The sequence below is a fragment of the Duncaniella muricolitica genome, assembly GCF_910574735.1.
GTDB lineage: Bacteria > Bacteroidota > Bacteroidia > Bacteroidales > Muribaculaceae > Duncaniella > Duncaniella muricolitica.
The window spans coordinates 1-24,285 of sequence record NZ_CAJTCF010000069.1 but is presented as its reverse complement, the minus strand read 5'-3'; the positions used below and the strand labels follow the sequence as shown (position 1 = coordinate 24,285).

Annotated in this window: 18 protein-coding genes and 1 pseudogene; 16 read left to right on the top strand and 3 right to left on the bottom strand. The window is 55.9% G+C overall.

The window, feature by feature from the left end; genetic code table 11:
* On the top strand, nt 1–222 hold a 222-nt coding region (locus tag QGT73_RS13610; RefSeq protein ID WP_280122784.1), incomplete at its 5' end, for a hypothetical protein.
* A gap of 323 nt (nt 223–545) precedes the next feature.
* Here QGT73_RS13610 and QGT73_RS13605 read toward each other — a convergent pair.
* Complete coding sequence (locus QGT73_RS13605; RefSeq protein ID WP_280122783.1) at nt 546–2,213, bottom strand: nucleoside kinase; 1,668 nt, start codon at nt 2,211–2,213, stop codon at nt 546–548.
* A gap of 260 nt (nt 2,214–2,473) precedes the next feature.
* On the opposite strand from QGT73_RS13605, the gene pheT reads away from it, so the two are divergent.
* From pheT to hisIE, 10 genes and pseudogenes are all read left to right on the top strand, one after another.
* On the top strand, nt 2,474–4,945 hold the full coding sequence (pheT, locus tag QGT73_RS13600) for a phenylalanine--tRNA ligase subunit beta (protein ID WP_280122782.1): 2,472 nt from the start codon (nt 2,474–2,476) through the stop codon (nt 4,943–4,945).
* A 52-nt stretch (nt 4,946–4,997) separates the two neighbouring features.
* Complete coding sequence (locus QGT73_RS13595) at nt 4,998–5,741, top strand: YebC/PmpR family DNA-binding transcriptional regulator (RefSeq protein WP_123617594.1); 744 nt, start codon at nt 4,998–5,000, stop codon at nt 5,739–5,741.
* Between the two features lie 169 nt (nt 5,742–5,910).
* Entirely contained in the window at nt 5,911–6,762 is an 852-nt protein-coding gene (gene hisG, locus QGT73_RS13590) for an ATP phosphoribosyltransferase (protein ID WP_280122781.1), read from the top strand.
* A 188-nt stretch (nt 6,763–6,950) separates the two neighbouring features.
* Nucleotides 6,951–8,237, top strand: coding sequence for a histidinol dehydrogenase (gene hisD, locus QGT73_RS13585; RefSeq protein ID WP_280122780.1), 1,287 nt, complete (start codon nt 6,951–6,953; stop codon nt 8,235–8,237).
* Nucleotides 8,238–8,282: 45 nt separating this feature from the next.
* Nucleotides 8,283–9,308 (top strand): annotated as a pseudogene (gene hisC, locus QGT73_RS13580) (histidinol-phosphate transaminase); the annotation flags it as partial.
* 6 nt (nt 9,309–9,314) lie between these two features.
* On the top strand, nt 9,315–9,926 hold the full coding sequence (gene hisB, locus QGT73_RS13575) for an imidazoleglycerol-phosphate dehydratase HisB (RefSeq protein WP_280122785.1): 612 nt from the start codon (nt 9,315–9,317) through the stop codon (nt 9,924–9,926).
* 240 nt (nt 9,927–10,166) lie between these two features.
* Nucleotides 10,167–10,760 carry an imidazole glycerol phosphate synthase subunit HisH gene (hisH, locus tag QGT73_RS13570; RefSeq protein WP_280122779.1) on the top strand — a complete coding sequence of 198 codons (594 nt, stop codon included), beginning with the start codon at nt 10,167–10,169 and terminating at the stop codon, nt 10,758–10,760.
* Between the two features lie 144 nt (nt 10,761–10,904).
* On the top strand, nt 10,905–11,636 hold the full coding sequence (locus tag QGT73_RS13565; RefSeq protein ID WP_280122778.1) for a 1-(5-phosphoribosyl)-5-[(5-phosphoribosylamino)methylideneamino]imidazole-4-carboxamide isomerase: 732 nt from the start codon (nt 10,905–10,907) through the stop codon (nt 11,634–11,636).
* A 31-nt stretch (nt 11,637–11,667) separates the two neighbouring features.
* The gene (gene hisF / locus QGT73_RS13560; RefSeq protein ID WP_280122777.1) at nt 11,668–12,429 is read left to right on the top strand and encodes an imidazole glycerol phosphate synthase subunit HisF; all 762 of its coding nucleotides are present in this window, start codon (nt 11,668–11,670) and stop codon (nt 12,427–12,429) included.
* A gap of 84 nt (nt 12,430–12,513) precedes the next feature.
* Nucleotides 12,514–13,113 carry a bifunctional phosphoribosyl-AMP cyclohydrolase/phosphoribosyl-ATP diphosphatase HisIE gene (gene hisIE, locus QGT73_RS13555; protein ID WP_280122776.1) on the top strand — a complete coding sequence of 200 codons (600 nt, stop codon included), beginning with the start codon at nt 12,514–12,516 and terminating at the stop codon, nt 13,111–13,113.
* Nucleotides 13,114–13,625: 512 nt separating this feature from the next.
* On the opposite strand, the gene QGT73_RS13550 is transcribed toward hisIE, so the two are convergent.
* Nucleotides 13,626–14,213 (bottom strand): RNA polymerase sigma factor, encoded by a 588-nt coding sequence (locus QGT73_RS13550; protein WP_280122775.1) that lies wholly within the window; start codon nt 14,211–14,213, stop codon nt 13,626–13,628.
* A 207-nt stretch (nt 14,214–14,420) separates the two neighbouring features.
* On the opposite strand from QGT73_RS13550, the gene QGT73_RS13545 reads away from it, so the two are divergent.
* The 4 genes from QGT73_RS13545 to QGT73_RS13530 all read left to right on the top strand — a co-directional run bounded on the left by QGT73_RS13545 (nt 14,421) and on the right by QGT73_RS13530 (nt 21,957).
* On the top strand, nt 14,421–15,602 hold the full coding sequence (locus QGT73_RS13545; protein WP_280122774.1) for a FecR family protein: 1,182 nt from the start codon (nt 14,421–14,423) through the stop codon (nt 15,600–15,602).
* A 72-nt stretch (nt 15,603–15,674) separates the two neighbouring features.
* Nucleotides 15,675–19,328: a SusC/RagA family TonB-linked outer membrane protein gene (locus tag QGT73_RS13540; protein WP_280122773.1), complete on the top strand. Its 3,654-nt coding sequence runs from the start codon at nt 15,675–15,677 to the stop codon at nt 19,326–19,328.
* Nucleotides 19,329–19,340: 12 nt separating this feature from the next.
* Nucleotides 19,341–20,747 (top strand): RagB/SusD family nutrient uptake outer membrane protein, encoded by a 1,407-nt coding sequence (locus QGT73_RS13535; protein WP_280122772.1) that lies wholly within the window; start codon nt 19,341–19,343, stop codon nt 20,745–20,747.
* 121 nt (nt 20,748–20,868) lie between these two features.
* On the top strand, nt 20,869–21,957 hold the full coding sequence (locus QGT73_RS13530) for a thioredoxin family protein (protein WP_280122771.1): 1,089 nt from the start codon (nt 20,869–20,871) through the stop codon (nt 21,955–21,957).
* Nucleotides 21,958–22,045: 88 nt separating this feature from the next.
* Here QGT73_RS13530 and QGT73_RS13525 read toward each other — a convergent pair whose 3' ends face one another.
* Nucleotides 22,046–22,564 carry a ferritin gene (locus tag QGT73_RS13525; RefSeq protein ID WP_280122770.1) on the bottom strand — a complete coding sequence of 173 codons (519 nt, stop codon included), beginning with the start codon at nt 22,562–22,564 and terminating at the stop codon, nt 22,046–22,048.
* Nucleotides 22,565–22,828: 264 nt separating this feature from the next.
* Between QGT73_RS13525 and tnpC the strand changes: the two genes are divergently transcribed.
* The gene (gene tnpC / locus QGT73_RS13520; RefSeq protein WP_280122769.1) at nt 22,829–24,238 is read left to right on the top strand and encodes an IS66 family transposase; all 1,410 of its coding nucleotides are present in this window, start codon (nt 22,829–22,831) and stop codon (nt 24,236–24,238) included.
* Nucleotides 24,239–24,285: the final 47 nt, after the last annotated feature.

The following is a 24,285-nucleotide window of genomic DNA, read 5'->3' as shown; positions in this document are numbered from 1 at the left end:
GCTAGCGTTCATCCTGAGCCAGGATCAAACTCTCCGTTGTTGTTTATCTATTTTTCTTTTCTTTCAAAAATCAAAATGCGACAAACAAAAGTTTCATTTGTTGTTGCTTTCGCGGAGAAGGTATCCCTCACTTCCCTTGCGGGCGTGATGCCCAGCGGACTCGATTGTCTCGTAAACGCCGGATCTTTCGTATCGTTGTTTTTTCCTTGGGTGGAAAATTGACAGAGAACTTTTATTTCCATATCGACCTTCATTCAAGACCGATAGGCTCGTCTCTTGTACTACTTCTATCGTTGCAATTCTTTTCAATGTTCTCAGCTTTGCCGTATCTCTTTCGGAAAAGCTCTGCAAAGGTAGAGCTTTTTTTTGATTCCATGCAAGTTTTTCGCACTATTTTAACACTAATTTAACACTTTTCGGGTGAACAATTTTAGCCCTATTTTTGTATATCTCTGTCAATCAGCAAAATCAGCATTTTGACAGAAAAAGCGCGTTTTTTCGAAAAAACGCGCTTTTTCTGATTGCAGGCCCTTAGGGCTGTCAGGTCAATATTTAAACGATGAGCCCCCGAGAAACTCTCTCATGAGCGATGTCGGCGGGATGAGACGCGACGACACGGAGGCAAAATATCCGAGGAAATGACGCAGGCGGTGAGCCTGGGCATACTCGGGGACGTCGCGCGGCACGGAGCGCAATACGCGCTCGGCCTCGTCGCGCATCACTCCAAGTTCGAAGATGAAGGAGGAGTTGAATATGGAGTCGGCGTTTTCCTGATAGGGGAATATCCATCTCTCCTCACCGCGCCTTACGCTCGGCCAGCGTCGGATGGTGGATAGAGCCGAGGTGCCGCGATATTTGTAATCGCGGATGATGCGACGCAGAAGACGGTTGTCGGTAGTCGACACCCAATTGTGGTCGTCGATGGAGATAGTGGAGAGTGCGGAGACATATACGCGATATTTCATCTCGTCGGCCACGGCAAGTGTCAGCTCGGGATTGAGGCCGTGGATGCCCTCGATGAGCAGCACGGAGTCGTCGGGGAGCGAGATGCGGCGTCCGCGATATTCACGGGTGCCTTTCTCGAAGTTATAGGTGGGCAGTTCGACCTCGCCACCGCTGATAAGCGTGCAGAGGTGGGAGTTGAAGAGCTCGAGGTCGAGCGCGTGGAGCGACTCGTAATCATAGTCGCCGGTCTCGTCGCGCGGCGTGAGGTGGCGGTCGACGAAATAATCGTCAAGCGAAATCATCACGGGGCGCAGCAGATTGGTCAGGAGCTCTATGCCGAGACGCTTGGTAAAGGTGGTCTTGCCCGAGGAGGAGGGCCCGGCGATGAGCACCACCCTCGCTCCGCCTTCGCGATGACGGTCGGTGATGGCCTGAGCGATGGCACGGATATGCTTGGTGTGGAGAGCTTCGGCCACATTGATCATCATGCCCGACTCGCCCGACTCGACAGCCCTGTTGAGCGACCCGGCATTGCTGATGCCGATGATGCGGTTGAACTCCTGATAGGCCTTGAAGGCGCGGAAGAGCTTGGGCTGCTCGTTAATGGCGGCCATGACGGAGGGGTCGGACGGATTGCATCCGAGCAACAGGTAGCCCTCCTCATAGGGGACGAAGCCGTAGGCCCCGAGCATGCCGGTGTGCGGCACCAGGGGCGACAGCGTGGTGTCGGCCAGTCCGTCGAGGCGGTAATATATAGTATAAAGCTCATGGAGCGACTCGAGGAGGGCCACCTTGGCATCGAGTCCCTGCGCACGAAATATCTCTATGACCTCGGCGGTAGGTTTCTCCTTACGCTCTATGGGCATATCGGCACGGATGATGGCTTCCATGCCGGAGGAGATGCGCGAGGCGAGTCCGACACGGTCGGCAATCTCGGGCGACGAACCCGTGATGCGCACGTAGTATCCGCCCGACACGGCATTGCATATCTCAAGACGCGCTCCCGGCACGACTCTCTCGACAGCACGGTAGAGCACCATGCAGAGCGAACGTATGTAGCACCGCTGTCCGGCTGGGTCGCTCACAGGCACAAACTCGACCTGCTTGGGAGCATAGAGGGGAAACGAAAGCCCTTCCTCCTTATTATTTACGCGCGCGCACACGGGAGAGAAGCCGAGCCGCCCGTCAAGACGCGCCACGACACTCTGAAGAGTCTCTCCGCCCGTAAAGGGGATATATTCCTGAAGGTTTACACAATATATTTTCATAACGCAATGGATGTTTTTTAGCAAATATAATGATTATTTCCGATGAAAAAAACAGCTCTGACCGATTGGCGAGCATGAGACCAATTTTCGAGTGAAAAATAACAAGTTTTAATTACAAGACTCACTATGTACAACACCCCGACCGCCTCAATTGTTGGCGGGGGAGGAGAGCGGGAAAAAGGCCCGATGTTTTTTAATGACTGAATATAGGGGATTTGACCGAAATTTCTTAACTTTGCCGACTGAAAAAGAATCCTTTTATGAATATTTCATACAACTGGCTTAAAAAATACCTTGATTTCTCCCTCACGCCCGACGAACTGGCAGCCGCCCTCACCTCCATCGGCCTTGAGACCGGCGGAGTCGAAGAGGTCGAGTCGATACGCGGCGGCCTCCGCGGCATCGTCATCGGCAAAGTGCTCACATGTGAGGAGCACCCCAACAGCGACCATCTCCACATCACTACCGTAGACCTCGGTGACGGCCAGCCCACCCAGATAGTGTGTGGCGCGCCCAACGTAGCCGCCGGCCAGACTGTGGTCGTGGCCACCGTAGGCACCACACTCTACGGCCCCGAAGGGGAGGAATTTCAGATAAAGAAATCCAAGATACGCGGCGTCGAGTCGTTTGGCATGATATGTGCCGAGGACGAGATAGGCGTCGGCTCGTCACACGACGGCATCATCGTCATCACCGACGAGGATGTCAAGGCCGGCACCCCCGCGGCAGAATATTACGGTCTCACCTCGGACTATGTGCTCGAAGTAGACCTCACCCCCAACCGTATCGACGCAGCCTCACACTACGGAGTGGCCCGCGACCTCTCGGCCTGGCTCGCATGTCACGCCGAAGCCTCGCCCCTCACCCGTCCGTCGGTCGAAGGCTTTGCCATCGAGGCCCAGCAGGGGGGGGTGACAGTTAGAGTCGACAACACCGACGCGTGTCCGCGCTACTGCGGCGTGACCGTGAAGGGCGTCACTGTAAAGGAATCACCCAAATGGCTCAAGGACGCACTCTCCACCATAGGTGTGCGCCCCATCAACAACATCGTCGACATCACCAACTATCTGCTCCACGCTATGGGTCAGCCACTGCACTGCTTTGACGTGGACAAAATCGCCGGCGGTGAAGTGATCGTCAAGAACGCCACCCAGGGCGAGAAATTCGTCACACTCGACGGAGTGGAACACACCCTCGACGCCCGCGACCTCATGATATGCAACACACGCGAGCCCATGTGCATAGCCGGCGTGTTTGGCGGACTCGACTCGGGCGTGACCGAGCAGACCACCTCGGTATTTCTCGAGAGCGCGTATTTCAACCCCACCTCCGTACGCAAGACTGCACGCCGCCACGGCCTGAACACCGACTCGTCGTTCCGCTTCGAGCGCGGTGTCGACCCCAACAACTGCCGCTATGTGCTCCATCTTGCCGCCCTGATGGTCAAGGAGCTTGCCGGCGGCACTGTGACCGGTCCGGAAACAGACCTCTATCCGGTGAAAATCAATCCGGCGCGCGTGACTCTCGACTTTGACTACGCCACACGCCTCGTGGGCAAACAGATACCCTCCGACACCATCACTTCGATACTCCGCAGCCTCGAGATGGAGACCGTCGACATCGACGACAAGCAGGTGACAGTCAACGTGCCCACCTATCGCGTGGACGTGACACGCCCCTGCGACGTGGTCGAGGACATGCTCCGCATCTATGGCTACAACAATATAGAGATATCCGACACCGTACACTCGGCCCTCTCCTACAAGAGCCGTGCCGACCAGGAGTCGCGCCTGCGCAACCTCGTCAGCGAACAACTGTGCGGCGAAGGCTTCAACGAGATACTCAACAACTCGCTCACCCGCGAGGCTTATTATGCCGAACTCGAGCAGATGCCCGCGTCAAAGTGTGTCAAGCTGCTCAATCCTCTGAGCAACGACCTCAACGTGATGCGCCAGACACTCCTCTTCGGCGGACTCGAATCGCTGGCCCATAACATCAACCGCCGCGAGAGCGACCTGCTCATGTATGAGTTTGGCAACGTCTACACCTACAACGCCGAAGCCGCCGGCAACGCCGAGGCTGTGCTCGCCCCCTACCGTCAGGGCTCACGCCTGGCCCTGTGGATGACAGGCATGCTGCGCCCGGCCTCGTGGGCACGTCCCGCCGCCGAGGTCACCGTCTATGACCTCAAGGCCGTAGTGGCCAATATCCTCGGCCGTCTCGGCATCACCAACGCCGAAATCAAGACCTCACAGTCAACCTCGGAGCTTTATGCCGCCGGACTCGACATCGCCACCCGCTCGGGCAAGCACATAGGCTCGCTCGGTATCCTTGCCAAGAAGCTGCTCCACATGACTGACATCAAGCAGGCTGTGATGTATGCCGAACTCGACTGGGACACACTCACCGGTCTTGCCATCAAGCGCAAAGTCACCTTCAAGCCCCTGCCCAAGACCCAGGCCGTGAAGCGTGACCTCGCTCTGCTGCTCGACAAGAGCGTGACCATGGAGCGCGTCGAGACCGTAGTGCGCTCAAGCGAGCGCAAGCTGCTCAGAGACGTGACCCTCTTTGACGTCTACGAGGGCGACAAGCTGCCCGAAGGCAAGAAGTCATATGCCATCACCCTTACGCTCCAGGACGACGAGAAGACTCTCCAGGACAAGCAGATCGAGGCTGTGATGAACAAGGTCATCGCCAATCTCACCAAGCAGCTCGGAGCGGAGCTCCGCTGATTATAGAGTTTACAGTTTAGAGTTTAAAAAGTTTAGATAAATATACAACACAATGGGAAGAGCATTTGAATACCGCAAAGCACGCAAGCTCAAACGCTGGGGCAACATGTCCCGCACCTTTACCCGTATAGGCAAAGAAATCACTATCGCCGCCAAGGCCGGCGGTCCCGACCCCTCCACCAACCCCCGTCTGCGCGCTCTCATGCAGAACGCCAAGGCAGCCAATATGCCCAAGGACACCGTAGAACGCGCCATCAAGAAGGCTACCGACAAGGACGCCAGCGACTACAAGGAGATTGTATATGAGGGATACGGCCCCTTCGGCATCGCCATCGTGGTCGAAGCCGCTACCGACAACAACACCCGCACCGTGGCCAACGTGCGCTCCTACTTCACCAAGCACGGCGGCTCGCTGGGCACACAGGGTTCGCTCTCGTTCATGTTTGACCACAAGAGCGTATTTAAAATCAAGCCCAAAGAGGGTGTTTCGCTCGAAGACCTCGAGCTGGAGCTCATCGACTATGGCGTAGACGAACTCGAGGATATCGTAGACGACGAGACAGGCGACGAGCAGGTAGTGCTCTACGGTGCGTTTGAGGAGTATTCCAACATCCAGAAATATCTTGAGGAGAACGGCTTCGAGATTATTTCGTCGGAGTTTGAGCGCATCCCCACCGACCTCAAGGAAGTGACCGCCGAGCAGCGCGTGACCCTCGAAAAACTTCTCGAAAAGTTTGAAGACGACGAGGACGTGCAGAACGTATTCCATAACATGAAAGAGGAAGACGGCGAATAAGGAGTAAATCCCGACCCACACATCTACTCTTTCATGACGCAGCCCCACGAGGGCTGCATCAAAACAACACCATTTTCCTCTAAATCCCTTTATTTCCCTATCAATTCATAGGGAAATAGGGGATTTTTTGTTTATATTTGCAGTCTAATTATTCCAAATAGGTTACAAAATGCTAAAAATAGCAATTCAGGCCAAAGGCCGACTTAATGAAGAAAGCATGTCACTTCTGGCCGACGCCGGCATCAGTGCCGCCTCAGGCAGCCGCAAACTCATATCGAAAGCCAAGGGTTTCCCCATGGAGATACTCTATCTGCGCGACGACGACATACCCCAGGCCGTGGCCATGGGTGTGGCCGACATAGGCATCGTAGGTCTCAACGAAGTGGCCGAGAAGGGCGAGAAAGTCGACGAGGTGATGAGCCTCGGCTTCGGAGCGTGCCGCATATCCATAGCGGTGCCCCGCGAGACAGAATACACCGACGCCACGTGGCTCAACGGACGCCGTGTGGCAACATCCTACCCCCACATCCTGGCCAAATATTTTGCCGACAACAATATCTCGGCCGAAATCCACGAGATAGCCGGCTCGGTGGAGATAGCCCCGACAGTAGGCATGGCCGACGCGATATTTGACATCGTGTCGTCGGGCGGAACACTCATACAGAACGGTCTGCGCGAGGTGGAGCAGGTGTTTTTCTCCGAAGCGGTGCTCATAGCCACCCCCTCGCTCCCCGAGGAGAAGCTGGCCGAAATTGACAAACTGAAATTTCGCCTGCGTTCCATACTTGACAGCCGCGACATGAAATATGTGCTCATGAATCTGCCGCGCACAGCCGTCGACGAGGCCGTCAAGATACTCCCGGGCATGAAAAGCCCCACTCTGCTCCCGCTGACACAGCCCGACTGGTGCTCGCTCCATGTGGTGATACCCGAGTCGGAACTCTGGGAGAAAATCGAACTTCTCAAAAACATCGGTGCCGAAGACATCCTCATCCTCAACCTCGAGAATATCATAAGGTGATTCTTGTAGTTAAAGGAGTCTAAAGAGTTAAAGGAGTTAATTCTTGTAGTTAAAAGAGTCAATTCTTGTAGTTAAAAGAGTCAAGATTGGCTTGCCAAGAATTACTAATTTCTAATTGCTAATTGCTAATTACTAATTACTAATTGCTAATTACTAATTGCTAATTGAATATTGATTGTTGCTAATTAATGAAAATAATAAAATCTCCCTCACGCAGCGAGTGGGACTCACTCACTGCCCGCAATATACCTGCCGATGACCCGCAGGTGACAGCCGCCGTCGAACAGATAGTGGCCGGAGTGCGCAACAGCGGCGATGACGCTCTGCGCGACTACGCCTCACGCTTTGACGGCGCAGAACTCTCATCGCTCGAAGTCTCCGACGAAGAGATGGCCGAGGGCATCTCGCGCGTAAGTCCGGAAGTGGCCCGGGCCATCGAGGCCGCGGCCCGCAATATCGAGACATTTCACCGCGCCCAGCTCCCCCACCCCATCGAGGTCGAGACCACACCCGGCGTGCGGTGTCTGCAACGTGCGGTGCCTCTGCAACGTGTAGGCCTCTACATACCCGGCGGACGCGCTCCGCTCTTCTCGACAGTGCTCATGCTGGCTCTGCCCGCACGTCTGGCAGGATGTCCCGACATCATAATGTGCACACCCGCCTCCGGCTCCCGTCCGATAGCCCCCGAGATACTCTACGCAGCCCGTGTGGCAGGAGTGAACCGTATCTATAAGGTGGGGGGCGCACAAGCCATCGCGGCCATGGCCTACGGCACTCAGAGCATAGCCCGCGTCGACAAGATATTCGGCCCGGGCAACCGATTTGTCACCAAAGCCAAGCAGCTCGTATCGTCCGTGACCGCCATCGACATGCCGGCCGGTCCGAGCGAAGTGATGATCATGGCCGACTCGACAGCAGTGCCCGCCTATGTGGCGGCCGACATGCTTTCGCAGGCCGAACACGGCCCCGACAGCCAGGCCATGACCGTGTGTGACTCGCCCGAACTGGCTCAGGCCATCGCCGCCGAGGTGGAGCGTCAGGCCGCACAGCTCTCGCGACGCGACTCGGTGGAAGGCTCGCTTGCCCACAGCCGCATCATCACGCTCAGTTCGCGCCGGGAGATGACAGAGTTTGCCAATCTCTATGCGGCCGAACATCTTATTATCTCCATGCGTTCTCCCTGGGAGATAGCCGATGCCATCACGGCCGCCGGCAGCGTGTTTGTCGGCAACTACTCCCCCGAGAGCGCGGGCGACTATGCTTCCGGCACCAACCACACACTCCCCACGGGAGCGTGGGCCCGCTCGATGAGCGGCGTCAACATCGACAGTTACATGCGCAAGATTACCTATCAGCAACTCACCCCCGAGGGACTTGCCTCCCTCGCACCGGTAATCACCGCCATGGCCCGCGCCGAAGGCCTCGACGCCCACGCCGCAGCCGTCACTATCAGAACACAAAACAGCAATTGCTAATTACTAAATTACTAATTACTAATTGCCAATTACTAATTAACCGAAATGAATCCGCTCAAATACGTCCGGCCCAACATACTTGCCCTCAGCCCCTACTCCACCGCGCGCGACGAGTTTAAGGGAGGCGACATCAGCGTCTTTATCGACGCCAACGAGTCACCGTTTCACACAGGTTTCAACCGCTATCCCGACCCTCGCCATCACGAGTTGAAGCAGCGCGTGGCTGCCGTCAAAGGCACCACGGCCGACACAGTATTTATCGGCGGAGCCGGCAGTGACGAAGCCATCGACCTAATCTACCGCATATTCTGCCGTCCGGCCGCCGACAATGTCATAGCCATGTCGCCAACCTACGGAGTCTACTCAGTAGCGGCCGCCATCAACAATGTGGAATATCGCGAAGTCGCCCCCGCCGACGGCTATGCCTTTCCGGTCGACGCCGCCCTTGCGGCCGTCGACTCCCACACCAAAGTGATATGGGTATGCTCGCCCAACAACCCCACCGGTCTTGCCGTACCTCCCGCCGACATCCTGCGGCTGGCCGACAGTTTTGACGGCATAGTGGCTGTCGACGAGGCTTATGTCGACTTCTCGCCCTTCCCTTCGGTGATACCGCTCATCGCCTCTCACCCCAACATCATAGTGCTCCAGACATTCTCCAAGGCCTGGGGCCTCGCCAACCTGCGCGTGGGCATGGCTTTTGCCGACCCGCGCATAGCCGCCATATTTGCCAACGTCAAATATCCCTACAACCTCAACGGTCCCACCCAACGCGAAATCCTCCGCCAGCTCGGCCGCGACATCACCCCGCAGGTCGAAATTATAAAGAGCGAACGCGAACGCTTGGCCGCGGAGCTGGCCAAATATCCCTGTGTGGAGCGCGTCTATCACTCCGACGCCAACTTTCTGCTGGTCAAGGTCGACGATGCCGACCGGCTCTATGACAGTCTGGTGTCAAAGGGTGTGCTCGTGCGCAACCGCACCCGCGTGGCCCATTGTGCCGGCACTCTGCGCATCACCATAGGCACTCCGGCCGAAAACCGCCGTCTGCTCGAAGCACTGGCCGACTACTGCGGGATGCCCCGTCAGGAGTCTCAGGCCCTCACGCCTCGCACGGCCACCGTAGAGCGTCACACCTCCGAGACCGACATCGAGATACACATCGACCTCGACGGCGACCCCTCGGCATCGGTCATCGACACCGGATTGAAATTTTTTGACCACATGCTCTCCCAGCTCCCCCATCACGGCGGGTTTGCTCTCGACATACTGTGTCGCGGCGACCTCGAGGTGGACGAGCATCACACCATGGAGGATGTGGCCATCGCGCTCGGCGACGCCCTGCGCTCGGCACTTGGCGACAAACGCGGCATCGAACGCTACGGCTTCGTGCTGCCGATGGACGAGAGCCGGGCCATGGTGCTCATCGACCTCGGGGGACGTATCGATTTCAAATGGGACGTCACCCTTGACCGCGAATATGTAGGCGACACGCCCACCGAGATGTATCCCCACTTCTTCCAGTCGCTCGCCTCGTCACTGCGGGCCAATCTGCACATCTCGGCCGGCGGCGACAACTGCCACCACATCATCGAAGGCGTCTTCAAGGCCACCGCCCGCGCCCTCCGCGCCGCCATACGCCGCGACCCCTTCACCCACTCCCTCCCCTCCTCCAAAGGAATAATTTAACTACTTGGCCTACGGCCAAAGGTTATGAGGTTATTACTTGCCCTTCGGGCAAAGGTTATGGGGTTATAAGGTTAAACCGTCCGGCCTCCACTTATCAACCTCATCCAGACCTTATCCGACCCTCCCGCCCAATAATATCCTGCAAGTTAACCTTATAACCTCATAACCTTATAACCTTATAACCTCATAACCTTTGGCCGTAGGCCAACTAATAACCTTCGGGCGAAGCCCGACTAAGATATGATTGCTATAATTGACTATTCCACCGGCAACCTCCGCTCCGTAGGCAACGCCCTCTCCCGCATCGGAGCCGAATGGACCCTCACAGCCGATCCTCGACTCATCCGACAGGCCGACCGCGTGCTTCTGCCCGGAGTAGGCCACTGCGGCGAAGCACTGGCCCGTCTGCGCGCCACAGGGCTCGACACAGTGATACGCGACCTGCGTCACCCCGTGCTCGGCATATGTGTGGGCATGCAGATGATGTGTCGCGACACCGAGGAAGGCGATGCCCAAGGCCTCGGCATTTTCGACGCCCATGTGAGACGTTTCATCCCCGGGCCCGACGACAAAGTGCCCCACATGGGATGGAACTCTATACATAACCTCGAGAAAGGACTCTTCAAAGGCATACCCTCGGGGGCCTTCGTCTACTATGTCCACTCCTACTACGCCAACCTCTGCCCCGACACCATCGCCACAACACGATTCGGTAGCGAAGGACGGATGTTTAGTGCAGCTCTGAAATATGAAAACTTCTACGGCACCCAGTTCCACCCCGAAAAGAGCGGAGACATAGGCGAACAGATACTCTGTAATTTTCTTAAACTGTAGCTATCGAGTTTAGAGCTTAAAGTTTAGAGTTTAGTGAATAGAGCTTAACGAATAGAGCTTAACGACAGATACCCCCGCCGACCCCCGGCATGCCTCAAATTACTAATTACTAATTGCTAATTACTAATTGTTAATTCCCTCCAGATGCTTCTTCCAGCTATTGATATAATTGACGGCAAATGTGTCCGTCTCACCAAAGGCGATTACGCCACACAGACCACCTATGACGCCTCGCCAGTCGACATGGTGAAACGCATGGTCGACTCAGGCTTCGGCCGCATCCACGCGGTCGACCTCTCGGGCGCACGTCAAGGCCATCCGACCGCCCTCAACACTCTCGAAAAAATGGCTGCCGTAAACGGTGCCTCCATCGAATGGGGCGGAGGCCTCAAGACCGACTCCGACCTGCGCGACCTCTTCAACGCCGGTGCCACATGGGCCGTAATCGGAAGTGTGGCCGCCCGACAGCCCCTGCTCTTCAACCACTGGCTGTGTGAATACGGCCCTGACACCATGGTGCTCGGAGCCGACCTGCGCGACGGCAAAGTCGCGGTAAGCGGCTGGACCGCCGACGAAGAACTCACCGCCGACGAACTCATCAACCGCTTCCGTCCCCTCGGGCTCAATCAGGTCATTGTCACCGACATCTCGCGCGACGGCATGCTGCAAGGCCCCAACTTTGACCTTTACACCACCCTGCGCGCCACCCATCCCGACATCATCTTCACCGTCTCGGGCGGCATATCCTCTACGGCCGACATACGCCGCTGTCTGGAGCTCGGCCTGCCACGCGTAATCGTGGGCAAAGCCCTCTACGAAGGCCACATCACTCTCGGAGAAATGCAGCAACTCCAGGAGGAATTTACCACCCGATAATCTCTCATCCCACAAACATCCCCCCACGACATTGTTAACCAAGCGCATCATACCCTGTCTGGATGTCAAGGACGGCCGCACCGTCAAAGGCATCAACTTTGAAGGCCTCGCCGATGTCGGCGACCCCGTGGCTCTCGGAGAACGTTACGCCCTTGAGGGTGCCGACGAACTCGTGTATCTCGACATCTCGGCCACCCGCGAAGGGCGCGGCACCTTCACCCGCCTCGTAAGCCGCGTAGCCGACCGTGTCAACATCCCCTTCACCGTAGGCGGAGGCATCTCCTCGCTCGACGACGCGGCAGCCTTGCTCGACGCCGGAGCCGACAAAATATCCATCAACAGTGCCGCCGTGCGCGACCCGCAGCTCATCAGCGACATAGCCCGACGCTACGGCAGCCAGTTTGTGGTCGTAGCCATCGACGCCCGCAGCGGAGCCGACGGAGAGTGGCATGTCACCACCCACGGAGGCACGCGCCTCACCGACCGACTCCTGCTTCCCTGGGCCAAGGAAGCGCAGGAGCGCGGAGCCGGCGAGATACTCTTCACCTCCATGGATCACGACGGCACCCGCTCGGGCTACCCCTGCGACCTCTACCGTCGGCTCACCTCATCGCTCTCCATCCCCGTCATAGCCTCGGGAGGAGCCGGCAGTCCCGACGACATAGCCGATGTGCTAACGCTCGGCGGGGCCGACGCCGCACTTGCCGCCAGCATATTCCACTACGGCGAAATCTCTATCCGCGACCTCAAAGCCCGCCTCGCCGCCCGCAATATCCAAGTGAGAGCAATATAACGTTTAAAGTTTAGAGTTTAGAGTTTAGTGAATAGCTTCCCCAAAATTACTAATTGCTAATTACTAATTGCTAATTGATTAAAGATGTTTTTCTCCGACTTCAATCTTGATAAATGTGCCGACCGTCTCCTGCCCGTCATAGTGCAGGACGCCACCACACTGCGAGTGCTCATGCTCGGCTATATGAACCGCGAAGCCTTTGACAAAACCGTCGACTGCGGACTTGTCACCTTCTACTCGCGCACCCGTCAGACACTCTGGACCAAAGGCGAGACCTCAGGCCACCACCTGCGCGTCGTGGAGATGTATCCCGACTGCGACATGGACACCCTCCTCATCAAAGCCTGTCCCGTCGGGCCCACATGTCACCGCGGCACCACGGCATGCTTCGACACCCCGGCCGAAGACGGTTTCATACGCTCGCTCTCCTCACTCATAGCCCGACGCCACGAAGAAATGCCCGAAGACTCCTACACCACACGCCTCTTTATCAAAGGAGTCAAAAAGATAGCGCAGAAAGTGGGCGAGGAAGCCGTAGAGTCGGCCATCGAAGCTGTCGACGGCAACCGCGACCGCTTCATCTACGAAGCCGCCGACCTCATGTATCACTACCTCGTACTGCTCGAACAGATGGGAGTGACCCTCCCCGACATCGAGCGCGAGCTCGTCAAACGGCACTCCTGACCCCGGAGGATACGGAAGATACATAAGAGGGTGTTGCAGAACTCCCTAAATCAGATAATATGTAGCCTTTTGTTGCACATAAGAGGGTGTTGCAAAACGTCTATTAGTAGCTGATTTGTACCCGTCAGGGGCAAGGAAAGGCCCGTAGGGCTGTGCGAGCTTAGGCCATGGCAAGCACCCGCGTAAGCGGTGCGCAGCCATGGTACAGAATAATTATCCACAGCATGTGCCGCGTAGCGGTACAACAATACAAGCGCATCAAAACACTAAGTCACAGCGGATTACCATCATGGCATTTTGTGGCACCGCTACGCGGCGCACCGTTTTATATCTGTCCTTATACCATGGCTGCGCACCGCTTGCGCGGGTGCTTGCCATGGCCTAAGTTCGCACAGCCCTACGGGCCTTTCCTTGTCACAACTGATTAAATCATAAGTTTTACAACACCCTCATAAGTTTTTTTACACAATCACTACTTATGTCTCTTATCAGTCTTATGTATATATCTTTACTTAGCCCTTCACGCTTAGCAGATACAATATTATCAACATATCTGTCTCGGGGCCGAGCCAGCCACGCAGCATCTCCAGCATCCGTGCCTTTCTTTTTTTGACCGTAATCTCAGCCACGTCGAGCAGACGCGCTATCTCCTTGTTTTTCAGTCCCTGCTCAAAATTCAGTTCGAAAATCTCGCGATACTGCGGCGGCAGACGGTCAATGGCTGCAAAAAGCCGGTCGAGCGTCTCCTGGCGTATGAGCGCGTAGGATATGTCGCGCTCCATCCCGGCATCCTCATCCGAATCATCCCCCTCGAGAGCCTGGGCATAGCCATCGGCCACACCCTTGTGGCGCACAAGATTGGACGCCTTGTAACGTATACACCTCATCAGGTACCAACGCCAGTGAAACGCATCATCTATCTCTCCGGCATGCTCATAGGTGGTCATCACAGCATCCTGCACGCAATCCTCGGCCATAAATGCGAGCGACGGGCCGAGCAGACGCGACGCAAACGTCAGCAGTCCCGGATACATCACCGTATAAAACGGCACCATCCGGCCCTTGACAAAATTATCATATAATGACTCGTAATCTATCATCTGCCCGCAACATGAGTGAGACAGCAAAGGTATAGAGTTTTGACATCATTAACAAGGAGAAATACGTTTTTAATGTTTTATCCTGCTTTTGTAGACAATTCATGAGCTTTTTGTAAAATTTTTGGCAAAAAAATTAAAAAATTTGATATACCTTTTATCACCTCGCGTGTAATCTTAATAAAAACCGAATCATTCTCACATCGCAAAATGCATCACGAATCATACATAAGCCGGCTCATCTACCGTCATCTCATAGGCACCATCACCCCCGAGGAGGCAAGCCGACTCAGGCAATGGCTCGACGAGAGCGAGGACAACCGCCTGTTTCTCGACTCACTCGCCGACCCCTTGGCCCTTACCGACGAACATCACACCCGCCGCGTGGTCGACCCCCTGCGTCCGGCCCGCGACATGGAGCTGCGTATCGCCGCCCGCCGTCGTCGCACACTCATGCGCCGCGCCTCACACATAGCCGCCGCTGTGGCTATTCTCGTCATTGCGGCAGGCTCGGCATGGCACTTCAGCCGCCACACTCGCCTCGACGCGCCCGCCCAGGACGTCAGCCCGGTGGCCGTGACCGCCCCTCACATGACCATCGACGACATCTCGGCCGGCACCACCCGCGCCACCATCACCAACCAGGCCGGACGGACCATAGCCCTCTCGGCCGGCGAGTCGGGACGTGACGGCACCACCCACTTCATACCCAAGGCATCGGCCGAACATATGCCGCCACAGCAACTGTGTCTCGAAGTGCCCCGCGGAGGCGAGTTCAAGGTGATACTCGAGGACTCCACAGTGGTGTGGCTCAACTCTGAGTCGACACTCCGCTATCCCGACACCTTCAGCGACACCGAGCGGCGCGTTGCCGTCACGGGCGAGGCCTATTTCAGTGTGAGCAAAGACCCCTCGCGACCATTCTACGTAGAGTCGGAGGGACAGGTGATACGAGTCTACGGCACCACATTCAACGTCCGCGCCTATCCCGACGAGGACGCCACCTACACCACCCTCGAGACCGGCTCCATATCGCTTGCACGCGACACTGCTCCCTCGGGCGAGATATTCCTCTCCAAAGGCCACCAGGCCATCCTCGACCACAGTTCCGACAGGGTGAGCATGGCCGTTGTCGACCCTGCCGCCGTCACCTCGTGGCGTCACGGACGGTTTGTGTTTGACGACCAGCCTCTCGAGCGCATCATGCGCGACCTGGGCCGATGGTATGACTTCCGCTACGAGTTTGCCGACGACTCACTGCGCTCGCGGGTGTTCATGGGCGGCATACCGCGATATGCCGACTTCCACACGGCCATACAGGTGCTCGAAAACTGCGGAGGCATACGCTTCACCCTCACTCCCGACAACAAGATACTCATCTCGGGGCTGTAGATCACCCGATTACACTTACCATGACAATCACCTTTTTTTCATAAACCAATCATTATTTACCCCCCCACGCCTATGAATCCAAGACTCCTATGGCTGCTTGCATTGATCATGACGGTCAACGTTGCCGGTCTGGCCCAGACCTACAACGCCACCTTCAACAACGCTCCGGCCGAGACAGCAATCCAGATTCTCAAAAAAGTCACAGGCCATGACTTCGTCTATCAGAAAGAACTGATAAAAAACAACAAGGCCACCGTCTCGGGCACCTATCGCAACTCAACGCTCGACCAGCTCCTTGACGCGACCGTAGACCAGCAACTCGGCCTCTCCTACAAGGTCGTGGGCACAACAGTCTCGCTCTCCGAGGCCGACAGACAATCCTATGCCTACGACGCTCTCGTGACGGGCACCGTGGTCGACGAGGCCGGCGAGCCGCTCGCCGGAGCCACCGTAATGCTCAAAGGCACACACTATGGCGTCAGTGCCGACATCGACGGCCATTTCAGCATACATGTCCACCACACCGACCCCTCGCTGGAGTTTTCATATGTCGGCATGCATCCCAAGACCGTGCGTCTGACCACCAACAATATAGGCAAAGCCCTTAAAGTCACCCTTCAGACCAATGCCTCCACTATGGACGAAATCGTGGTGACCGGCTATCAGAACATCAAGCGCGAAAACGCCACCGGCTCCTACACCATCATCTCGGGCGACGACATCAACAAGCGTCACAATGCCGACATCACCTCGAGTCTCGAGGGCAATATTCCCGGCCTCGTGAAGAAGCGTGACGCCTACCAGTCGGGCGAGAACAATATAGTGATACGCGGTGTCGGCACATTCACCGCATCGACCGCGCCGCTCGTAGTTGTCGACGGTCTGCCCATCGAGGGAGGCATCGAGACGGTCAACAACTATGACATCAAGTCGATAACCGTGCTCAAGGACGCCTCGGCCGCCGCCATCTACGGCGCACGCGCCTCCAACGGCGTGATTGTAATCACCACCAAGCAGGCCGACAAGGAGCGTCTGTCGGTCGAGTTCAACGCCGACCTCTCCATCACCGGCAAGACCGACTACTCCAAGGCCGGATGGGCCGACGCCGCCCAATCCATACAGCTCGAACGGCTCAACTGGAACGGCATGAAGGACAACGACCCCGACCAGTTCTATGCTCTCGTCAACCGCTACAACGACTATGACCAGCGCAAAGGTCTCTCGCCCGTGACCCGCATGTTTGTGCAGAACTATCTCGGCGAGCTCGACACCGATGTCATGAATGCCACGCTCGACACCTGGTCGCGCAACAACTACCGCCGGGAGTGGCAGGACGCCACCGAACGCTCACGCGTGAGCCAGCTCTACAATCTCTCACTCCGCAATCAGGGCAAGATTCTCGCCTCGAGCTTCACCTTCAACTACGCTGACGATAATCTCGGCATGAAGAAGGAAAACTCGCGCTCGCTGCAGTTCCGCTACAAGGGCGACCTCAAGGCCGCCAAGTGGCTCGACCTCTCGTTCTCGGTCAACGTCATCCACAACAATTCCAAGCGCAACGCCGTCGGAGGCCATGACGGCATCAACTCGTTCTACCCCTACCAGTCGATGTATAACGCCGACGGCTCCCGCGCACGCATGGAGGCCGACGTGATGCTCGACCACCCCTCGCTCGCCAACCCCGCCTTCGGGCTCTATGACCACTCGTTCAATCTGCTCGATGAGATAGGCCTCAACACGTCCAAACAGACATCCACCAACATCCGCGCCTATGTCCACGCCCTCTTCCACATTCCCGTCGAAGGATGGAACGCTTCGGTTATGTATCAGCACGAGGACATACAGTCGCAGAGCGAGACAGAGTGTTACAAAAACTCCTACTACGCACGCGACATCTACAACCGACACACCACAGGTGGAGTGACAAAAGTCTGGGAGATAGATCCCACAGTCGACTTCTGGGACTATTACAATAACCCCGACGCATATCCTGACTATACCTACTACGACCCAAATACCGGAGACTTCTTTTATGACGAGGACGGCAACATGGTTGTAGCCAAGGCAGTAGAGCAACTGCTCCCGGTTGTGCATCACGTACCCGAAGGAGGTATGCTCTCGACCTACAATTCACACAGCACTTTCTACACCTTCCGCGCACAGACCGACTACAACCGCAGCTTCGGCAAGCATGACATCAGCCTCCTGGCCGGATTTGAATACCGACAGACCAAGAGCAATTCCAACTCCAACTACTTCATCGGCTATGACCACCAGACCATGAACAACCAGAACGTCTTTGCCGACTGGGCGTTCATAAAAGGTTTCGGCCAGATGGGCATCCTCGGCACAAGCTGTCCTCCCATGGGCATATATGCCAATTTTGCCGTCTCCGAGACTCTCCACCGCTACTACTCTTACTACTTCACCGGCAGCTATGTCTACGACTCGCGTTACAGCGTCTTCGGTTCCTACCGCGTCGACAAGACCGACCTCTTCGGCACCGACCCGAAATTCCGCGGACGCCCCCTGTGGTCGGTAGGCGGCTCGTGGAACGCCCATAACGAGCCGTTCCTGCGCCACGTCACATGGCTCGACGCCCTCAAGCTCCGCGCCTCCTATGGTCTGACCGGCAACATCAACAACAATGCCAAGTCGGTGATGACCGCCAACCTCACCACCAACCGCTTCAACGGCGGCATAATGGGCAAAATCGATGCCGTGCCCAACGACCAACTCCGTTGGGAGAAGACCTCGACATGGAACTGGGGTCTTGACTTCGCCCTCCTCGGCTACCGCCTCAACGGCTCTATCGACGCTTACCGCAAATACGGCACCGACATCCTCACCGACGTGGCTCTTGACGTAACCAATGGCAAAGATAATATGATACTCAACGCCGGCGAGATGCTCAATACCGGTGTCGAGTTCCAGCTCAACGGACGCATACTCCCATCCAATTCGCGCAAGCAGGTGGGCATAGACCTGGGCGTGACCTTCGGCTACAACCACAATAAGGTCAAGAAGGTCTACTATCACCCTCACACCGGCTCAGAGTTCCGCTCCATGACTCTCAAGCAGGGCTATCCCCTCAACACCGTCACCGGCATCGACTATGCAGGATTTGTGACCGACGAAAGAGGCATCACCTACGGCACCTGGCGCGACCACAACGGTGAGATCCACAACACCTCGCTCAGTTCGGCCGACTTCACCATCGACGACTGCGTGTATCTCGGCACCTCCACTCCCGTATGGACCGGCGGACTCATCCCCGAGATACGTTATCAGGGCTTCTCCCTCTCGGCCATGATGCACTTCTACGGAGGCCACTACATGAACACCGACCCCCGCGTGTGGAATGCCATCAATGACGCCGTCGTGACCTCGGCCCTCGACTTCTGGAACGGTGTCGAAGGCGCGGTGCCCAACGGATATCTCACAAAATATTACGACTCGCGCACCATGACCATCGGCGCGGCCGACTATCGCAACTACTCGCGCGCCGACTATCTCAAGCTCCGCTCCATCACGCTCTCCTATGAGTTTGAACGCAAACTCATACGCCGTCTCGGTCTCAGCGACCTGCGCCTTCGGTTCCAGGTCGACAACGTGGCCACATGGGCCCGCAACGGCCGTAGTTGGGACCCCGAAGCCACGCGCATGGGCGGACTCCCCGTCAAGACCCCCTCGACCTACACCATGAGCCTATTCCTCAACCTCTAAAGCCGTATCACAATGAAAAAATCATATATAACCCTATTCCTGACTCTGCTCGCTGTCCTCACCTCGTGTGACGACAAACTCGACATCACTCCCCGTGGATTCTCCACCCTCAACACCGTCGACGACCTCGGGGCCGTCCTCAACCGCGAGTGGCGTATATATGACTGGGACTTCAACCACGAGATGCTCACCGGCAACATATTCGCCTACTACAAGACTCCCGCCGAGGTGTATGCCGTGAAAAACTCCGTCGAATATGCATTCATTTTCGGCGACGAATCTGTCGACCGCATCGCCCTCTGCGAGGATGACAGCCGCTATAGTGAAATCTACGAAAACATCATGCACTGCAACATCGTGGCTGAAAAAATGGCCGATGCCGAGGGTGACGACTACAAGAAAAACCGCTTTATCGCACAGGCCCGCATACTCCGCGCATGGTTTCACTTCATAGCCGTCAATCTCTGGGCCGCGCAGTATGACCCCGCCACCGCAGCATCGACAGGCGGCATAGCCTATGTCGACAACATCGACTTCGGAGCACAGAAGACCAAACTCACTGTCGCCGAAGTCTATGACCGCATCCTCGCCGACTGCACCGACGACCTCATAGCATGTCTCGACCCGACTCCCGTCAACGACCCCTTCCGATTCGAGGCCGATTTTGGCTACGCCGTCCGCGCCCGCGTGCTCTTCCAGATGAAACGCTACGACGAGGCCGCCGACTATGCCCGCAAGGCCATAGCCGTCAACCCCACCATCGAAGACCGCTCGACCATCGTCAGCAAAGGCACATGGGAATCCACCTTTGACGCACCTCACCACTACATGTTCATCCTCTCCAACTTCGTCATAAACTTTTCCGAAATATCCGGAAAAACCCTTACCCCGGAGTTCATGTCACTCTACGAGCAGGGCGACTATGTGCGCTACTACTCACGTGCTGACGATTGGGAAAGCTATGACGACGTGCTCGTAGGCCCCAAGGGAAGCATGTTCTACACTCCGCAGGGTGCGCCCCGCTTCAACGTATGGGGCATACGCGCCGAGCAGATGTATTACGTCCTCGCAGAGTCGCTCATCCGCACAGGCCACATTGATGACGGACTCGACCAGGTAGACAAAGTACGCAAATACCGCATCCATCCCCAATACTACACCCCCTTCAAAGGCACAGTCACCACCGAGAAAGACGCCATGGCCCTCCTGTCCAAAGCCAAGACCGTAGAATGCATCCTCTCGATTGAAAACTACCTCGACTGCAAACGACGCAACACCGAGCCCGACTACGCCACCGACATCATCCACCACATCGACGACCTCGGCGACCACACCATACGCCCCGGCTCACCCCTCTGGATCTATCCCTTCCCCATGAACGCCACCAACTTCAACCCCTCCCTCACCCAAAACATCTAAAAACCCACCAAGGGGGGCCGGAATGCCCCGACGCAATCCCGGCCCCCCTTGTCCTTTATCCCCCTGCCCGCGAGCCTCAGCCCGCCCTATCCTACACTAATCCAATTACCAACTCCCGATTATGAAAAAAATCATTCTCGCCACCCTGCTCGCAGCCACCCTTCCGGCCGCAGCACAGACCGACTTCCGTCACATCACCTTCAACCAAGCCAAAGAAGCCGCCAAAACCGAAGGCAAACTCATCTTCGTCGACTTCTACACCCAATGGTGCGGTCCCTGCAAACGCATGGCAACCACCGTATTCCCCAAAAAAGAAATCGGCGACTACCTCAACGCAGGCTTCGTAAACCTCAAGCTTGACGCCGAAGCCGAAGGAGCCGATCTCGCCAAGACCGTAGGCATCAAAGCCTACCCAACCCTCATGGTCTTTGACGCCGACGGCAACCCGCTCGGCTCATTTGCCGGCATGAAAGACGGCCAGGAATTTATCACAGCCGTCGAAATGTGCAAAAACCCCGACCTCACCCCCGAACGCATCAAACAACGCTACGCCGCCGGTGAACGCACCCCCGAACTCGTGCGCGCCTACGCCATCAACATCATCGACTCCTCGCACGACTACATGGCAGCCATGACACAAGCCGGAAAAATCATCGACGAATACTTCGACACCCTCACCGACTCACAACGGCTCTCACCCGACCATCAGTTTCTCTACGACACCTACACCACAGGCTACAACTCCCCGCGCATACAATTCATGATTGACAACCGCGACCGCTTCGACACAACATGCACCGACGCCATAGCCGAAAACATCAAAATCCAACACCAGCGCGAAGCCTCTCGCTACTTCACAACCAACTCCGTCACCGACGACACCACACGCCGTCAGTTTGAAGACTTCAAGCAACGCTCCCGACAGCTCGGTTACGCATCAGACTACGAGACACAGCTTCGGTTTGCCGAAGCCCGCGCCACCATGGACACCGACGCCTACATCAAATACTGCGACAAAAACTACAGCCGGCTCACCGACGACGAGCGTGGCCAGCTCCTCGCCCAGCTCACCGCCATCTTCGCCCCCGCCACACCCGAACAGACCCGCAAAGTGACCGCCTTCGCCCGCAAACACCTCGCCACCCTCCCCGCCTCCAGCCTCGTCTGGGCCGCCTACGCCATCAACGAACTCGAATCCCCCCGCCACTGATTCTCAGCATACAAACAGGAAATCCCCAAAGGTGACAAAATCCGTTGTCACTTTTGGGGATTTCCTGTTTATGTATCTTCAAATAATCTTACTCCGCGCTGAGGGGGGAGGGGGTGGTGTAGGTGCGGGCGGCGAGCTCGGTGTTGAGCATGTAGAGGCCCATGCCGTTGTCGCCGATGAGACGGAGCTTGTCGATGAGGGTGCGGCAGTTGTCTTCTTCCTCGACCTGCTCGGTGATGAACCAGTTGAGACGGTCGCGGGTGGCGTAGTCGTTCTCTTCTACGGCGAGGGCGTAGAGGCCGTTGATGAGGGCGGTCACTTTCTGCTCGTGCTCGAGGGTGGCTGTGAAGACTTCCATGGGTGAGGCCCATTGGGTGGGCACGGCGTCGATGGCTTTGAGGAGCACGCGGCCGCCGCGCTGGTTGATGTAGTTCATGAAGATGGTGGCGTGGTCCTGCTCTTCCTTAAACTGGATTTTAAACCAGTTGGAGAAGCCGGGCAGACCTTCGGCTTCAAAATAGTGGGCCATCGAGAGGTAGAGATATGCGCTATATAGCTCGGCGTTGATCTGCTCGTTGAGTGCGTCCTGAATCCTGGGATTTAACATAGTTAAATTTATTTTAGGTGAATGATATTTGTTACCGCAAATTTAACACATTTCTGCATCCATAGGTTTCATTTCATCTGAAGATTCATGACGAGGTTTTGTATTTAACATTATTTAACAAAGATACTATGTTAAAGTAACTATTCAGCCAATCGAAGATAATCAGGTCTGTCAGTAATAATTTCAGAATAATCCTCTGATTATCATTAAAATAATAGCGATTTTATTTGCATACGTCAGATAAAAATCGCTATCTTTGTGTCTGTGAAACAGCAGGTTAACGACATAAATTCAGCCTTGGCCGGACTATTGTCCGAGCTTAAAGAATTGCGGGGTACGATTGATTCCCAGCATGCCGAAATCTGCTCGCTTAATCGCAATATAGACAAACTGCTGAAAGAAAACCGCGAGTTGCGCAAGAGGCTGGAGAAATATGAGAAGCCGCCGAAAGACTCAGGCAATAGCAGCATTCCTCCATCAAAAGAGCCGGTCAAGTCAGAGATGGAACGCCGGACAAAGTCGTTGAGAAAGAAATCGGACAAGTCTGTTGGCGGCCAGCCGGGCCATGAAGGCACAACACGTAAGATGGTGGCAACTCCAGATGAGATTGAGAATGTATCATCGCAGTTCTGCACGGAGTGTGGCAGAGATCTGTCGGATGTCGATGGGGTGCTTGATTATGTCATCCAGGAGATAGACCTGCCACCGATAAAGCCGATATACAGAGAGCGTAGATTTTATAAAAAGGTCTGCGCCTGCGGTTGCTGCAACCGTGATTATGCTCCCCGCAAGAGAGGCGGAAATGCCATCACCTTTGGCAAGAATATCCGTGCGGCAGCAACATATCTGAGTGTTGTCCAATGTATGCCTTACGAGCGGTTGCAGTCGTTGTTTGAAACAATGTTCAATGTTCGCGTAAGCCAAGGGACACTGGCCAACATCGTCCGAGAGATGCTTGATAAGTCCAGACCGGCTATAGAACTTATAGAGCGGCTGCTAAAGGAATCCGCAGTCGTGGGTTTTGATGAGTCTGGCTGCTACGTCAACGGCAAACTCAACTGGTCATGGATAGCGCAGACCACATATCTGACACTCGTGTTCCGTGGTGCCGGGCGTGGTGCGAAAGTGCTTGAAGAACGCTTTGGCGACTCACTGAAAAACATGATCGCAGTTACCGACCGCCACAGTGCCTACTTCGCCATCGACTTCCTCAACAACCAGATATGTCTGGCCCACCTTTTGAGAAATCTTGAATATCTCAACGACATCGACAAGGAACAGACATGGGCAAGAGACATGCAGACGCTCCTGCGGGAGGCAATCCATCTGCGAAACGAAAAAAACGCAGATATAATCCCGAAAGAAAACTGGCTCACAAGGCTTGATGGCTTGTTGAAAAAGAACCTCGACAATCTGCGAAAAGAGTTCAATGAGCTGAAACGGGGAATTATAAAATGCCGGGACTACATATTCAACTTCCTTGAGAATCCGTCCATACCATCGGACAACAACGGCTCGGAGCGCGGAATCCGCAAACTCAAGGTCAAACAGAAAATATCAGGATGCTTCCGTTCAGACTCCGGCGCTGATGCATTCCACGCTCTACATTCCATTGCCGATACGGCCTGGAAAAGCGGACAATCGCCGCTTGACGCTATCCTTGCCCTCGTCTAATAAAGGCGAGCCAAATCATCATGTCTTTACTTTGGCTGAATAGTTAC